General features: G+C 67.5%; 13 protein-coding genes and 1 tRNA gene. 9 read left to right on the top strand and 5 right to left on the bottom strand.

What is annotated here, in order from left to right; all coding sequences use genetic code 11:
* Positions 1-33 precede the first annotated feature (33 nt).
* The 6 genes from DIE03_RS29575 to DIE03_RS29550 all read left to right on the top strand — a co-directional run bounded on the left by DIE03_RS29575 (position 34) and on the right by DIE03_RS29550 (position 4,225).
* Positions 34-109 (top strand) — tRNA-Phe (locus DIE03_RS29575).
* 351 nt (positions 110-460) lie between these two features.
* The gene (queC, locus tag DIE03_RS29570) at positions 461-1,195 is read left to right on the top strand and encodes a 7-cyano-7-deazaguanine synthase QueC (protein ID WP_014895698.1); all 735 of its coding nucleotides are present in this window, start codon (positions 461-463) and stop codon (positions 1,193-1,195) included.
* Between the two features lie 75 nt (positions 1,196-1,270).
* On the top strand, positions 1,271-1,903 hold the full coding sequence (queE, locus tag DIE03_RS29565; protein WP_034190231.1) for a 7-carboxy-7-deazaguanine synthase: 633 nt from the start codon (positions 1,271-1,273) through the stop codon (positions 1,901-1,903).
* 18 nt (positions 1,904-1,921) lie between these two features.
* Positions 1,922-2,374, top strand: a complete 453-nt coding sequence (queD, locus tag DIE03_RS29560) for a 6-carboxytetrahydropterin synthase QueD (RefSeq protein WP_006482561.1) — start codon at positions 1,922-1,924, stop codon at positions 2,372-2,374.
* Positions 2,375-2,690: 316 nt separating this feature from the next.
* Positions 2,691-3,476: an HpcH/HpaI aldolase/citrate lyase family protein gene (locus DIE03_RS29555; protein ID WP_124455774.1), complete on the top strand. Its 786-nt coding sequence runs from the start codon at positions 2,691-2,693 to the stop codon at positions 3,474-3,476.
* A complete protein-coding gene (locus DIE03_RS29550) occupies positions 3,473-4,225 on the top strand; it encodes a tetratricopeptide repeat protein (protein WP_124455773.1) in 753 nt (250 codons plus the stop codon). The genes DIE03_RS29555 and DIE03_RS29550 overlap by 4 nt, the downstream gene beginning before the upstream one ends.
* 81 nt (positions 4,226-4,306) lie before the next feature.
* Here the strand turns inward: DIE03_RS29550 and rodA are convergent, their stop codons facing one another.
* The 5 genes from rodA to DIE03_RS29525 all read right to left on the bottom strand — a co-directional run bounded on the left by rodA (position 4,307) and on the right by DIE03_RS29525 (position 10,597).
* Entirely contained in the window at positions 4,307-5,455 is a 1,149-nt protein-coding gene (gene rodA / locus DIE03_RS29545; protein WP_124455772.1) for a rod shape-determining protein RodA, read from the bottom strand.
* A gap of 11 nt (positions 5,456-5,466) precedes the next feature.
* Positions 5,467-7,746 (bottom strand): penicillin-binding protein 2, encoded by a 2,280-nt coding sequence (gene mrdA / locus DIE03_RS29540; protein ID WP_124455771.1) that lies wholly within the window; start codon positions 7,744-7,746, stop codon positions 5,467-5,469.
* Between the two features lie 103 nt (positions 7,747-7,849).
* Entirely contained in the window at positions 7,850-8,362 is a 513-nt protein-coding gene (gene mreD / locus DIE03_RS29535) for a rod shape-determining protein MreD (RefSeq protein ID WP_009687274.1), read from the bottom strand.
* Positions 8,359-9,426: a rod shape-determining protein MreC gene (gene mreC / locus DIE03_RS29530; protein WP_124455770.1), complete on the bottom strand. Its 1,068-nt coding sequence runs from the start codon at positions 9,424-9,426 to the stop codon at positions 8,359-8,361. Before mreC ends, mreD begins: the two co-directional genes overlap by 4 nt.
* Before the next feature lie 127 nt (positions 9,427-9,553).
* Positions 9,554-10,597, bottom strand: coding sequence for a rod shape-determining protein (locus tag DIE03_RS29525; protein WP_004189550.1), 1,044 nt, complete (start codon positions 10,595-10,597; stop codon positions 9,554-9,556).
* 367 nt (positions 10,598-10,964) lie between these two features.
* Here DIE03_RS29525 and gatC point away from each other — a divergent pair, with 367 nt between their 5' ends.
* The 3 genes from gatC (at position 10,965) to gatB (ending at position 14,304) form a co-directional block, all read left to right on the top strand.
* The gene (gene gatC, locus DIE03_RS29520) at positions 10,965-11,264 is read left to right on the top strand and encodes an Asp-tRNA(Asn)/Glu-tRNA(Gln) amidotransferase subunit GatC (protein WP_006477478.1); all 300 of its coding nucleotides are present in this window, start codon (positions 10,965-10,967) and stop codon (positions 11,262-11,264) included.
* 69 nt (positions 11,265-11,333) lie between these two features.
* Entirely contained in the window at positions 11,334-12,824 is a 1,491-nt protein-coding gene (gene gatA / locus DIE03_RS29515; protein ID WP_124455769.1) for an Asp-tRNA(Asn)/Glu-tRNA(Gln) amidotransferase subunit GatA, read from the top strand.
* 4 nt (positions 12,825-12,828) lie between these two features.
* Positions 12,829-14,304 carry an Asp-tRNA(Asn)/Glu-tRNA(Gln) amidotransferase subunit GatB gene (gene gatB / locus DIE03_RS29510; protein WP_124455768.1) on the top strand — a complete coding sequence of 492 codons (1,476 nt, stop codon included), beginning with the start codon at positions 12,829-12,831 and terminating at the stop codon, positions 14,302-14,304.
* Positions 14,305-14,360: the final 56 nt, after the last annotated feature.

Below are 14,360 nucleotides of genomic sequence, written 5' to 3'. Positions count from 1 at the left end.
GATGAATAGCTCGATATACTTTCATTCTTCGTTGGCCCGGTAGCTCAGTTGGTAGAGCAGCGGATTGAAAATCCGCGTGTCGATGGTTCGATTCCGTCCCAGGCCACCAGCATTTAAAACCCCAAGAATCGGAAGGTTCTTGGGGTTTTTCGTTTGTGGTGGGTATTGCGTGTCGTGGGCGGTGTGGCCGGCAGCATTCGCACGGGCGTGATAAAATCCGTGCCCGCTCAATGACTTAGCGCATCGCTTCACGCGCACGGCAGGCTGCGAATCTCGCGCCGCCGTGACACGCGGCAACGATGCCGCGCGATGGGCGGTATAAGCGCACCGCCGCGTTCGCGGCCGCCCGCGCTGCCTATACTGGTCGAGCCGGCGCAGGCCGGCCGCGTCGGGCCGCCCGGCGGCAGTCGGCCCTGGGGGCGCAGCGCGACGCGAGCCTACACATTCACGGAGTATCACGGTGATTCGGACAGACGCTAAAGACGGCGCGCTCGTGTTGTTTTCCGGCGGGCAGGACTCGGCCACGTGCGTGGCATGGGCCCTCGAACGCTATCAGACGGTCGAGACGCTCGGCTTCGATTACGGCCAGCGCCATCGCGTCGAGCTCGAATGTCGCGAGGGCGTGCGCGAAGCGCTGAAGCGCGACTTTCCCGCCTGGTCGGACCGGCTCGGCGACGATCACATGATCGACCTGTCGGTGCTCGGCGCGATCAGCGATACCGCGATGACGCGCACGATCGAGATCGAGACGGCCGCGAACGGCCTGCCGAACACGTTCGTGCCCGGTCGCAACCTGATGTTCATGACGATCGCCGCGGCGATCGCCTATCGTCGCGGGTTGCGCGTGCTGGTCGGCGGGATGTGCGAGACCGACTTCTCGGGCTACCCCGACTGCCGCGACGATACGATGAAGGCGCTGCAGGTCGCGCTGAACCTCGGGATGGACACGCGCATCGTGCTCGAGACGCCGCTGATGTGGCTCGACAAGGCGCAGACGTGGCAGCTCGCCGAGCAGCTCGGCGGCGAGGCGCTCGTCGAGCTGATCCGCGTCGAGACGCACACGTGCTACGTGGGCGAGCGCGCGGAACTGCACGATTGGGGCTTCGGCTGCGGCGAATGCCCGGCCTGCAAGCTGCGCAAGCGCGGCTACGAGGCTTACCTGAAGGGCGAGCGGGTGACCGAAGCGCCGCTGTGATGCGGGTGCATCGGCAGCACGGATTGAATAACGGATTCTGATCGACAACGAGCGGCGCGAGCCGGACGAAGCACGATGACTTACGCGGTCAAGGAAATTTTCTACACGTTGCAGGGCGAAGGCGCGAATGCGGGCCGGCCGGCCGTGTTCTGCCGGTTCGCCGGCTGCAACCTGTGGTCGGGCCGCGAAGAGGATCGTGCGGAGGCCGTGTGCCGCTTCTGCGATACCGACTTCGTCGGCACTGATGGCGAGAACGGCGGCAAGTTCAAGGACGCCGATGCGCTCGTCGCGACGATCGCCGGCCTGTGGCCGGAGGGCGAGGCGCACCGCTTCGTCGTCTGCACGGGCGGCGAGCCGATGCTGCAGCTCGACCAGCCGCTCGTCGACGCGCTGCACGCGGCCGGCTTCGAGATCGCGATCGAGACGAACGGCTCGCTGCCGGTGCTCGAATCGATCGACTGGATCTGCGTGAGCCCGAAGGCCGATGCGCCGCTCGTCGTCACGAAGGGCAACGAGCTGAAAGTCGTGATCCCGCAGGACAACCAGCGGCTGGCCGACTATGCGAAGCTCGACTTCGAGTACTTCCTGGTCCAGCCGATGGACGGCCCGTCGCGCGACCTCAATACGAAGCTCGCGATCGACTGGTGCAAGCGTCATCCGCAGTGGCGGCTGTCGATGCAGACCCATAAATATCTGAACATTCCCTGAGCCACGGCTTTTGACATCGTGCTGATTACCCGAAAACTCGAATTCGACGCGGGCCACCGCATCCCCGATCACCGCAGCCAGTGCAGGAACCTGCACGGCCATCGCTACGTGCTCGAAATCACGCTGCGCGGCGATCTCGTCGATACCGAGGGGGCGCCCGACCGCGGCATGGTGATGGATTTCGCCGACGTGAAGGCGCTCGCGATGGAGCACCTCGTCAGCAAGTGGGACCACGCGTTCCTTGTCTATGCGCGCGACGAAGTCGTGCGCTCGTTCCTCGAACAGATGGCCGACCACAAGACCGTCGTGATCGACCGGATCCCGACCGTCGAGAACCTCGCCGCAATCGCGTTCGACCTGCTCGCGAACGTGTACGATGCGCACTACGGCGTGAACCTGCGCCTCGAGCGCGTGCGCCTGTACGAGACGCCGAACTGCTGGGCCGACGTCGAGCGCCAGCCCGGCCGCTGATCCTGCCTTCCCGGCAGCCCGCGCCGGCCGGCGCGGGCTGCCCGTCACCGTGCCGTGCGGCTTCGCCCGCACCGGCGCAGCTTCCCGCCTGTTCCCACATTCCGCGTAACGCCGCGCTATGATCGTTGGGTGGCACCGGACAATGCGTCCGTGCGCCGTCGCGCCGCGCGTGCTGTCAGATCGGCTGCCCGTCGCCGACTAACGTTCCAGAGTGCGATCCGGTGCAGCCGCCTTGCTGCGCTGCACGACGTGTCGCGCTCCGCTTCGCCAGTTGCTTGTCCCGTTCGATTGCCGTTCCGTCCAGGAGGCCGTATCGATGAGCACGCTCACCAATTCCCTCAAGCAGCGCCTGCGTGACGGCGACGATCCGCTGTACGGCCTGTGGCTGTCGCTCGGCAGTGAATCGGCCGCGGAAGCGCTCGCGCACGCCGGCTATGACTGGCTCTGCATCGACATGGAGCACGCGCCGAACGACAGCCGCGACGTCGCTTCGCAACTGCGCGCGATCGCGGCCGCCCACTTGCCGAGCGAGCCCGTCGTGCGCGTGCCGGCGCGCGAGCCGTGGCTCGTGAAGCGTGCGCTCGACGCCGGTGCGCGCACGCTGATGTTTCCCGGCATCGAGACGCCCGACGAAGCCGCGCATGCGGTGCGGCTCACGCGCTATCCGTCGCCCGATTCGCCGGACGGGCTGCGCGGCGTCGCGGGCATGGTGCGCGCGGCGGCGTTCGGCATGCGCCGCGATTACGTGCAGACGGCGAACGCGCAGGTTGCGGTGATCGTGCAGATCGAATCGGCGCGCGGTGTCGACGAGGTCGAGCGGATCGCGGCGACGCCTGGCGTCGACTGCCTGTTCGTCGGCCCCGCCGATCTCGCGGCGAGCCTCGGCCATCTCGGCGACATTCGCCACCCGGACGTCGAAACCGCGATGGCGCGCGTGCTCGCGGCCGGCCGGCAGGCCGGCGTCGCGGTCGGCATCTTCGCGGGCGATACGGCGGTCGCGCGCCAGTACCGCGAGGCCGGCTACCGGATGATCACGGTATCGGCAGACGTGAGCTGGCTGTTGCGCGCGACGCGGCAGGCGCTGCAGGAGGTGCGGTCATGAACGGCGCAGACGGCGCGTGCCGCGGGCGCGCGCGGATCGGTGTGATGTTCGGCCTGTGGGCCCTGTGTATCGCGGCGGCCGCGCAGGGTGCGCCGCAAGCGAAGCCCGATCCGTCGCGCGAGACGCAGTCGGCGGTCGCCGACTACAACGCCGGCGATTTTCGTGCGGCGCTGGTGCAGTTCCACGACGCGGCCGAGCGCGGCGATCGTCTCGCGCAATTCAACTACGCGATGATGCTGCTGACGGGCGAAGGCGTGACCGCGAACGTCGACGAAGGATTGCGCTGGCTGAAGCGCGCGGCCGACGCGAACATGTCGCATGCGCAGTACGTGTACGGCCGGATGTTCGACGACGGCGAGTTCGTCGCGCGCAATCCGGCCGAAGCGCACCGCTGGTTCCTGCGCGCGGCGAAACAGGGGCACGTGCAGGCCGCGCTGTCGCTCGCGAACCAGTTCCTCGACGGGCGCGGCACGCCGCGCGACAACCGGCAGGCGTTCGCGTGGTACAAGCAGGCCGCCGACGCGGGCGAGCCGACCGCGCAGTACGTGACCGCGTCGTTCTACGAGCGCGGCGGCGACGGCGTCGCGCAGAACCTGAACATCGCGCGGGCGTATTACGCGGCGGCGGCCGCGCAGGGCGACGAGACGGCCGGGCTGAAATTCAAGGAGCTGAGCGCGCGGCTGAAGTCGCAGGGGCCGGCATCGGGCAGCGGAGCGGAGCCGGGCGGCCCGCATGCGCCGCCGCTGTGAGCGCACGCGGCGTTCGGTCCGCCCCATGAAAAACGGCGCCCTGGGGCGCCGTGTTCCTTGACCGCGATGCGGGCCGCGCGGTCAGCTCTTCATCAGCCGCCGCTGCCGCCCGACGCTCATGATCATCCCGATCGCAATGCCGAGGGTCGCGAGCGCGGTGCCGCCGTAGCTCATGAACGGCAACGGCACGCCGACGACCGGCAGCACGCCGCTCACCATCCCGATGTTGACGAACGCATAGACGAAGAACGCGAGCGTGAGCGAGCCCGCGAGCAGGCGGCCGAACAGCGTCGCGCCCTGCGCGGCGATGTAGAGCCCGCGCGCGATCAGCGCCATGTACAGCGTCAGCAGCACGAGCCCGCCGACGAGCCCCCATTCCTCCGAGAACACCGCGAAGATGAAGTCGGTGTGCTTTTCCGGAATGAATTCGAGGTGCGCCTGCGTGCCTTTCAGGTAGCCCTTGCCGAGCACGCCGCCCGAGCCGATCGCGATCACGGCCTGGATCGTGTGGAAGCCCTTGCCGAGCGGGTCGGAGGTCGGGTCGAGCAGCGTGCACACGCGGTGCTTCTGGTAATCATGCATCAGCGGCCACTGCACTTCGGGCTGGCAGATGCGCTCCTCGAACACGGCGATCGAGCCGACCGCGATCACGCCGGCGACGAGCACCGGCACGATCAGCTTGAACGACAGGCCGGCGAGGTAGATCACGAAGAAGCCGGCCGCGAACACGAGCAGGCCCGTGCCGAGGTCGGGCTGCTTCGCGATCAGCCCGACCGGCACCATCAGGATCCCGAACGCGGCGAGGAAGTCGTACCAGCGCAGTCCGCCTTCGCGGCGCTGGTAGTACCACGCGAGCATCAGCGGTGTCGCGATCTTGAGGATTTCGGACGGCTGGATCACGACGCCAACGTTCAGCCAGCGCTTCGCGCCTTTCTTGGTCATCCCGAACAGCGCGACGGCGATCAGCAGCGCGACCCCGAACGTGTAGAGCGGGACCGCGAAGCGCATCAGCGTGGTCGGCGGGATGTTGGCGATCACCCACATCAGCACGAACGTCAGCAGGATGTTGCGCAACTGGTCCTCGACGCGGCCCGGCATGTCGATCGCCGCGCTGTACAGCGTGACGATGCCGACGCACAGCAGCAGGAACACGATGAGGGCGAGCGGGCGGTCGAAGCCCGCGAACATCTGCTTGATCTTGTCGAGCCAGGCGCGCTTGTCGAATTGCATGCCTTTCTCCGTTAATGAGCGGTGCCGGCGTCCGCGGCTTTCGCGGGGGCCGTCGCACGGTGGTTGTCGTCCCGCGGCGTGGCGACGAGCGGCTGCGCATCGCTGGCAGGCCGGCGCGGCCGGTGCGGGCGCCGGATCGGCGGCAGGCTCGCGGCCCGCGGCGCCGCGGCGCTCGCGTCGGCCGGCTGGGCCGCGCTGGCGGCCGACGCAGCCGATGCAGCCGATGCAGCCGATGCCGCATCTGCCGCGCTGGCCGCGGTCGGCACGACCGGCTGCGGCAGCGCCGTGAAGCCGGCCGCGACGGCGGCGGGCTTGTTCGCGTCGCCAATCACCGGCGCGCTGATGGGTTCGGTCGCCGACGCGGCGGCCGCCACGGCCGCGGCCTCGTTCTTCGGGTTCTGGCGCTCGACCAGGTAGTAGTCGAGCACGCGGCGCGCGATCGGGCCCGCGGCCTGCGCGCCCCAGCCGCCGTTCTCGACGACCAGCGCGACGGCGATCTGCGGATGGTCGACCGGTGCATACGCGATGAACAGCGCGTGGTCGCGCAGGTGCTCGGCGAGCAGGTGGCCCTTGTAGTTCGAGCCCTGCAGCGAGAACACCTGCGCGGTACCGGTCTTGCCGGCGGCGAGGTACGGCGCGCCGCGGAACACCTTGTATGCGGTGCCGGACGGGTTCTCGATCACGTTCTCCATCCCGCGTTTCACGACGTCGATGTCGGCCTGCTTGAGCGGGATCACTTCGCTTTCCTTCGGCACGGTCAGGTGACGCCCGCGCGTGATCGGATCCTCGACCTCCTTCACGAGGTGAGGCTTCATCACGACGCCGTTGTTCGCGAGCGTCGCGGTCGCGTGCGCGAGCTGCAGGATCGTGAACGAGTTGTAGCCCTGGCCGATCCCGAGGCTGATCGTCTCGCCGTCGAACCACTTCTGCTGCGCGGCCTTCTTGAACGCCTTCTTCTTCCAGTCGGTCGACGGCAGGATCCCGCGCGCCTCGCCCTGGATGTCGATCCCGGTGATCTGGCCGAAGCCGAACGGCTTCATGAAGTTCGCGATCGAGTTCACGCCGAGGTCGCGCGCGAGCATGTAGAAGTAGGTGTCGTTCGACACCATGATCGCCTTGTTCATGTCGACCCAGCCCTGGCCGGAGCGCACGTCGTTGCGGAACGTGTGGCCGCCGAACGTGAAGTAGCCGGGATCCTGGAAGCCCCAGCCCGGCGTGCGCTTGCCGAGCGTCAGGCCCGCGAGCGCCATGAACGGCTTGTACGTCGAGCCGGGCGGGTAGGTGCCGTGCAGGGGGCGGTTGAGGAGCGGCTTGTCGGGCGAGTTGTTCAGCTCGTCCCAGGTCTGCTGGTCGATGCCGTCGACGAACGAGTTCGGGTCGAAGCTCGGCGACGACACGAACGCGAGCACGTCGCCCGTCTTCGGCTCGATCGCGACGAGCGCGCCGCGCTTGCCGGCGAACGCCTGCTCGGCGACCTGCTGCAGCCCGATGTCGAGCGACAGCACGAGGTTGTTGCCGGGTGTCGCCTGCGTGCGCGACAGCGTGCGCACCGGCCGGCCGCCGGCCGTCACTTCGACTTCCTCGAAGCCCGTCAGCCCGTGCAGCTCGGCTTCGTAGCTCTGCTCGACGCCGATCTTGCCGATGTAGTCGGTGCCCTTGTAGTTGTTCGCATCGCGGCGCGGATCGTAGTTTTCCTGATCGCTGTCGTTCTCGTCGCTCATCGCGTCGATACGATCCTGGTCGCGCTTCGAGATCCGGCCGATATAGCCGATCACGTGCGCGGCCGTCATGCCGAGCGGGTATTGCCGGAACAGCCGCGCGCGCACGTCGACGCCGGGGAAGCGGAAGCGCTGCGCGGTGAAGCGCGCGACTTCCGCGTCGGTGAGCCGCGTGCGGATCGGCAGGCTCTCGAAGTTCTTCGAGTCTTCCTGCAGCTTCTTGAAGCGGCGGCGGTCGCGGGCGTCGATCGGGATGATCTCGGACAGCTTGTCGATCGTGTTGTCGAGCGTGTCGTCGAGCTTCGACGGCGTGATCTCGAGCGTGTAGGCCGAATAGTTCTTCGCGAGGATCACGCCGTTGCGGTCGGTGATGATCCCGCGGTTCGGCACGATCGGCGCGACCGAGATGCGGTTTTCCTCGGCCTGCAGCGCGTATTTGCCGTGCTGCATCAATTGCAGGTAGAAGAAGCGGCTCGCGAGCAGCCCGAAGCAGACGAACACGAACACGCCCGCCGCCGCGACGCGCAGGCGGAACTTCGAGAGCTGCTGTTGGGTGTCGTTGAATTCGGTCATGCGGTTAGGGGCAATCCGACCCGCGCGCAGGCGGGCGAGGTGCCGCCCCGGAACGCGGCGTGCAACGGGCGTGGGGGCGGCGGGTATTCAAGGTCGGTCCGGCTCAGATGGGGCGCGTATCGTCCGGATCGACCGGACGGCGCTGCGGCATCAGCAGCAGGTGGCTCGCGATCGGCCACAGCGCGGCTTCGACGAAACCGTCGACGAGATAGCGCCAGCCGGGGAACGCGGCGCCCATCACGAGACGGATCACGAACGGCACGAGCTGCGCGACGACGAGCAGCGGTGTGACATACAGCACCTGCACGCCGATCGGCATCCACAGCACGCGGCGGTGGATCGTGATCGCGCCGTACGACAGCAGCGTATAGGCGAGCGCGTGCTCGCCGAGCAGCCCCGCGTCATGCACGTCCATCAGGATGCCGAGCGCGAACGCGACGCCCATCCCGACCTTGCGCGGCTGGTGGATGTTCCAGAACAGCAGCACGAGCGCGACGAAGTCGGGCACGCCGGGCAGGCGGCCCCACGGCATCAGGTTCAGCAGGAACGCGGCGGCGAGGCTGAAGACGATGAAGTACGGATTGACCGGCTGCAGGATGTATTGCGGGCGGTTCATCGCTGGGCTCCTGGTTGCCCGGCGGCGGGCTTCGCGGGCGCGGCGGCCGGCTTGGCCGGGGCGGCGGGCGCCGCCGGCGCAGGCTTCGCGGCGGGCTGGGCCGCGGCGGCCGGCTTCGCGTTCGCGTCGGCCTTGTCGGCTTTCTCGCCCTTCGCGGCGGCTTTCGCGCCTTTCTTGCCCTTCGCGTTCTTGTCGGCAGCCGGATCGGGCTCGACCGGGCGCGGCGGGATGTCGTTCTGGTAATGCAGCACGAGCATCTGGCGCGCGCCGCGCACGGCGGCGACCGGCGCGCAGGTCACGCGTGCGAAGGCGGTATCGGCGAGCTTGTCGACGCGCGCGACCTTCGCTACCGGCAGGCCGGGCGGATAGACGCCGTCGAGGCCGCTCGTGACGAGCTCGTCGCCGGCGACGAGATCCGCGCTCGTCGGCACGAAGCGCAGGTCGAGCGAATCGCCCTTCGGCGTGCCGTAGATCACGCTGCGCAGGCCGGTGCGCAGCACCTGCACGGGAATCGCGAGATCGCGGTCGGTGATCAGCGTGACTTCGGCCTGCAGCGGGAACACGCGCGTGACCTGGCCGACCACGCCGTCTTCGCTGACGACCGGCGAGCCGTTCTGGATGCCCTGTTGCGAACCTTGCCCGATCACGATCTTCTGCGTGAACGGATCGCTCGTGTCGTACTGGATCTCGACCGGCGTCGATTGCGTCGCGATGTGCTGGCGCAACTCGAGCACCGCGCGCAGGTGCGCGTTTTCCTGCGTGAGCACGGCGGCCTGGTTGGCCTGCGTGGACAGCTGCAGGTTGCGTTTGCGGAGATCGTCGTTCTCGTGGCGCAGCGATGCGCCAGTGACGGCGATGTCGGCCGCGCCCATGAACAGGTCGCGCGGCACGAGCGCCGCGCGCTGCAGCGGATAGAGCACGGTGCCGAGCACGCCGCGCACGATTTCGAGCGTGCTGAAGCGCGCGTCCGACACGAGGAGCGCGATGGCGAGGGCGACGAAGAAGATGAGCCGCGCGAGCGCGGGCGGACCTTGCTTGAAGAGGGGCGGCGGACTGTATTCCATGGTCGGCGCCGGGCGCGTGTGATCGGTTAAATGATGCTCAGACGCGCAAACGGCGCGGCGGTTCGTTCTGAACGAGCGATCCGGCCACGCCGCGGGTGCGTCATGTCAAACGGGACTGCTTAGGCGATCACTCGTACGAGAAGATGCTGCCCAGCTTGTCCATGCGCTCGAGCGCCATGCCCGAACCGCGCACGACGCAGGTGAGCGGATCTTCGGCGACGAGCACCGGCAGGCCGGTTTCTTCCGCGAGCAGGCGGTCGAGGTCGCGCAGCAGCGCACCGCCGCCCGTCAGCATCATCCCGCGCTCGGCGATGTCGGCGCCGAGTTCCGGCGGCGTCTGTTCGAGGGCGATCTTCACCGACGACACGATCTGGTTCAGCGGATCGGTCAGCGCTTCGAGGATTTCGTTGCTGGAGATCGTGAAGCTGCGCGGGATGCCTTCCGACAGGTTGCGGCCCTTCACTTCCATTTCCTTGACTTCGGAGCCCGGGAACGCGGAGCCGATTTCCTTCTTGATCGCCTCGGCGGTCTGTTCGCCGATCAGCATCCCGTAGTTGCGGCGGATGTAGTTGACGATCGCCTCGTCGAACTTGTCGCCGCCGACGCGGACCGAACCCTTGTACACGATGCCGCCGAGCGAGATCACGCCGACTTCGGTCGTGCCGCCGCCGATGTCGACGACCATCGAGCCGGTGGCTTCCGACACCGGCAGGCCTGCGCCGATCGCGGCCGCCATCGGCTCCTCGATCAGGTAGACCTGCGATGCGCCGGCGCCGTGTGCGGCTTCCTTGATCGCGCGGCGCTCGACCTGGGTCGAGCCGCACGGCACGCAGATGATGATGCGCGGCGACGGCGAGAACATGCGCGATTCGTGAGCGGTCTTGATGAACTGCTTGATCATCTGCTCGGTGACGGTGAAGTCGGCGATCACGCCGTCCTTCATCGGGCGGATCGCCTCGATGTTGCCCGGCACCTTGCCGAGCATCTGCTTGGCTTCCTTGCCGACCGCCTGGATCGTCTTCTTGCCGTTGGGGCCGCCTTCTTGGCGGATCGACACGACGGACGGCTCATCGAGCACGATGCCCTTGCCGCGCATGTAGATCAGGGTGTTTGCGGTGCCGAGGTCGATCGCGAGATCGTTGGAGAAGTAGCTGCGCAAAAAACCGAACATTCAGAATCCTGTTTCGCTCTGGGCCGGCCCTGCATAGCGAGCGCTGAGGGCGGCAGCGGAAAAAATAACAGCCTCGGGAAGCGTGGCGGAAGCGGCCGCCGCGGCGCACGAAGCTGCGAGTGATGTCTACCGGGGATCGCACGATGCACGCACGGCTTGCCGAAGCGGGGCGAAACGGTGCGGGAAAAGGCTGCCGGGTTTGGGTCGAACGCGTAATGATACCTTATAATTTCTCGGTATTTGAATCGAAACGGGCGGTATTTTTGCCGCTTCGGCCCCGATTTTTGAGGGTGGGATCGCACCCTCCAACCCCCCGCCGCAGTGCTGCTTTCGATGCGCTGCGCAGCCTTGTTTTTCCGGTGATCGCATGGCCCTGACCCTGACCGATGTGAAACGCATCGCGCACCTGGCGCGACTCGAAATGGCCGACGCCGACGCCGAGCACATGCTCGGCCAGCTCAATGAATTCTTCGGCCTCGTCGAGCAGATGCAGGCGGTCGATACCGCCGGCATCGCGCCGCTTGCCCACCCGATCGAACAGATCCAGGAAGTCGCGCAGCGCCTGCGCGACGACGCCGTGACGGAAGTCGTCAATCGCGACGACAACCAGCGTCCGGCGCCGGCCGTCCAGGACGGCCTCTATCTCGTGCCGAAGGTGATCGAGTAAGCATTCGATGACAAGCGCGCCGGCCGCCCTGCGCCGCGCGCCACCCAGAATTCCCAGGAAAACCACTCAATGCACGCAAAAAGCCTGACCGAACTGCGCGCCGCGCTCGCCGCCAAGGAATGCTCGGCCGTCGAGCTCGCGCAGCACTACCTGAAACGGATCGACGCCGCACGCGACCTGAACGCGTTCGTCCACGTCGATGCCGATCTGACCCTCGCGCAGGCGAAAGCCGCCGACGCGGAGCTCGCGCGCGGCGCGGGCGGCGCGCTCACCGGCCTGCCGATCGCGCACAAGGACGTCTTCGTCACGCGCGGCTGGCGCTCGACCGCCGGCTCGAAGATGCTCGCGAATTACGAGAGCCCGTTCGACGCGACCGTCGTCGCCCGCCTGCAGGCGGCCGGCATGGTCACGCTCGGCAAGACCAACATGGACGAGTTCGCGATGGGCTCGTCGAACGAGAATTCGGCGTTCGGCGCGGTGAAGAACCCGTGGGACACCAACGCGGTGCCGGGCGGCAGCTCGGGCGGCAGCTCGGCCGCCGTCGCCGCGCGTCTCGCGCCGGCCGCGACCGGCACCGACACCGGCGGCTCGATCCGCCAGCCCGCGTCGTTCGCGGGCGTGACGGGCATCAAGCCGACCTACGGCCGCGTGTCGCGCTACGGGATGATCGCGTTCGCGTCGTCGCTCGACCAGGGCGGCCCGATGGCGCAGAGCGCGTCCGACTGCGCGCTGCTGCTGAACGCGATGGCCGGCTTCGACGAGCGCGACTCGACGAGCCTCGAGCGCGACGACGAAGACTTCACGCGCCACCTCGGCCAGCCGTGGGCGGCCGGCAACGACGCGGGCAAGCCGCTCGCGGGCCTGCGCATCGGTTTGCCGAACGAGTATTTCGGCGAAGGCCTCGCCGACGACGTGCGCGCGACGATCGACGCGGCACTGAAGCAGTATGAAGCGCTCGGCGCGACGCTCGTGCCGGTGTCGCTGCCGAAGACGGAGCTGTCGATCCCCGTGTACTACGTGATCGCGCCGGCGGAAGCATCGTCGAACCTGTCGCGTTTCGACGGCGTGCGCTTCGGCCATCGCGCCGCGCAGTACGGCGACCTGCTCGACATGTACAAGAAGTCGCGTGCCGAAGGCTTCGGCCCCGAGGTGAAGCGCCGCATCCTGGTCGGCGCGTACGTGCTGTCGCACGGCTACTACGACGCGTACTACCTGCAGGCGCAGAAGATCCGCCGCATCATCGCGAACGATTTCCAGGAAGCGTTCAAGTCCTGCGACGTGATCATGGGCCCGGCGTCGCCGACGGTCGCATGGGATCTCGGCGCGAAGGGCGACGATCCGGTGCAGATGTATCTCGCGGATATCTACACGCTGTCGGTGAGCCTCGCGGGCCTGCCCGGCATGAGCGTGCCGTGCGGCTTCGGCGCGGGCGCGAACGCGAAGCGCCCGGTCGGCCTGCAGATCATCGGCAACTATTTCAACGAAGCCCGGATGCTGCAGGTCGCCGACGCGTTCCAGCGCGCGACCGACTGGCACAAGCAAGTTCCGGCGGGGGTGTAAGCATATGGCTACTCAATGGGAAGTCGTCATCGGTCTCGAGACGCACGCGCAACTGTCGACCGTCTCGAAGATTTTCTCGGGCGCATCGACGCAGTTCGGCGCCGAGCCGAACACGCAGGCCTGCCCGGTCGACCTGGCGCTGCCGGGCGTGCTGCCGGTGCTGAACCGCGGCGCGGTCGAGCGGGCGATCCGCTTCGGCCTCGCGATCGGCTCGACCATCGCGCCGCGCAGCATCTTCGCACGCAAGAATTATTTCTACCCCGATCTGCCGAAGGGCTATCAGATCAGCCAGTACGAGATTCCGGTCGTGCAGGGCGGCCAGATCACGATCCAGGTGCCCGCCAACGAGAAGGCCGGCAAGGCCGCGTACGAGAAGACGGTCAACCTGACCCGCGCGCACCTCGAGGAAGATGCGGGCAAGTCGCTGCATGAAGACTTCGCCGGGATGACCGGGATCGACCTGAACCGCGCGGGCACGCCGCTGCTCGAGATCGTCACCGAGCCGGAAATGCGCAGCGCGGCCGAGGCCGTCGCCTACGCGAAGGCGCTGCACGGCCTCGTCGTGTGGCTCGGCATCTGCGACGGCAACATGCAGGAAGGCTCGTTCCGCTGCGATGCGAACGTGTCGGTGCGCCCGGTCGGCCAGGAGAAGTTCGGCACGCGCGCGGAAATCAAGAACCTGAACTCGTTCCGGTTCCTCGAGGAAGCGATCAACTACGAAGTCCGTCGCCAGATCGAGCTGATCGAGGACGGCGGCGAAGTCGTGCAGGAAACGCGCCTGTACGATCCGGACAAGCGCGAGACGCGCTCGATGCGCAGCAAGGAAGACGCGCACGACTACCGTTACTTCCCCGACCCCGACCTGATGCCGCTCGTGATCGGCCAGGACTGGATCGAGCGCGTGCAGTCCGGCATGCCCGAACTGCCGGCCGCGATGCAGCAGCGCTTCGCCGACGAGTACGGCGTGTCCGCGTACGACGCGGGCGTGCTGACGTCGAGCAAGGCGATGGCCGCGTATTTCGAATCGGTGGTCGCGAAGGCCGGTGCGGCAAACGCGAAGATCGTCGCGAACTGGCTGATGGGCGACGTGTCGTCGCAGCTGAACCGCGACGGCATCGAGATCGACGCGATCCCCGTGTCGGCCGCGCAGCTCGCGCTGTTGCTGCAGCGCATCGCCGACGGCACGATCTCGAACAAGATCGCGAAGGAAATCTTCGCGGCGATCTGGGACGAGAAGGCGACCGACGAAGGCGCGGCCGACCGCATCATCGACGCGAAGGGGCTCAAGCAGATCTCCGACACCGGCGCGCTGGAAGCCATCATCGACGAAGTGCTCGCGGCGAACGCGAAGTCGGTCGAGGAATTCCGCGCGGGCAAGGAAAAGGCGTTCAACGCGCTGATCGGCCAGGCGATGAAGGCGACCAAGGGCAAGGCCAATCCGCAGCAGGTCAACGAACTGCTGAAGAAGAAGCTCGGCTGAGCATGACCGCGCGCCTGAACCGCGCTTGACGACGGGCCGCTCCGAACCAGTTCGGG

Origin of the sequence: Burkholderia sp. Bp8992 (assembly GCF_003853705.1) — a bacterium.
Lineage (GTDB): Bacteria > Pseudomonadota > Gammaproteobacteria > Burkholderiales > Burkholderiaceae > Burkholderia.
The sequence above is the reverse complement of the archived record's forward strand: the minus strand, read 5'-3'. Positions and strand labels throughout refer to the sequence as shown.

Excerpts from the sequence above, each read along its gene's own strand:
- mreD (WP_009687274.1), bottom strand. The coding sequence starts at position 8,362 with ATGAACCGCCCGCAATACATCCTGCAGCCGGTCAATCCGTACTTCATC.
- rodA (WP_124455772.1), bottom strand. The coding sequence starts at position 5,455 with ATGCAATTCGACAAGCGCGCCTGGCTCGACAAGATCAAGCAGATGTTC.
- DIE03_RS29525 (WP_004189550.1), bottom strand. The coding sequence starts at position 10,597 with ATGTTCGGTTTTTTGCGCAGCTACTTCTCCAACGATCTCGCGATCGAC.
- DIE03_RS29550 (WP_124455773.1), top strand. The coding sequence starts at position 3,473 with ATGAACGGCGCAGACGGCGCGTGCCGCGGGCGCGCGCGGATCGGTGTG.
- DIE03_RS29555 (WP_124455774.1), top strand. The coding sequence starts at position 2,691 with ATGAGCACGCTCACCAATTCCCTCAAGCAGCGCCTGCGTGACGGCGAC.
- queE (WP_034190231.1), top strand. The coding sequence starts at position 1,271 with ATGACTTACGCGGTCAAGGAAATTTTCTACACGTTGCAGGGCGAAGGC.
- mreC (WP_124455770.1), bottom strand. The coding sequence starts at position 9,426 with ATGGAATACAGTCCGCCGCCCCTCTTCAAGCAAGGTCCGCCCGCGCTC.
- mrdA (WP_124455771.1), bottom strand. The coding sequence starts at position 7,746 with ATGACCGAATTCAACGACACCCAACAGCAGCTCTCGAAGTTCCGCCTG.
- gatB (WP_124455768.1), top strand. The coding sequence starts at position 12,829 with ATGGCTACTCAATGGGAAGTCGTCATCGGTCTCGAGACGCACGCGCAA.
- gatA (WP_124455769.1), top strand. The coding sequence starts at position 11,334 with ATGCACGCAAAAAGCCTGACCGAACTGCGCGCCGCGCTCGCCGCCAAG.
- gatC (WP_006477478.1), top strand. The coding sequence starts at position 10,965 with ATGGCCCTGACCCTGACCGATGTGAAACGCATCGCGCACCTGGCGCGA.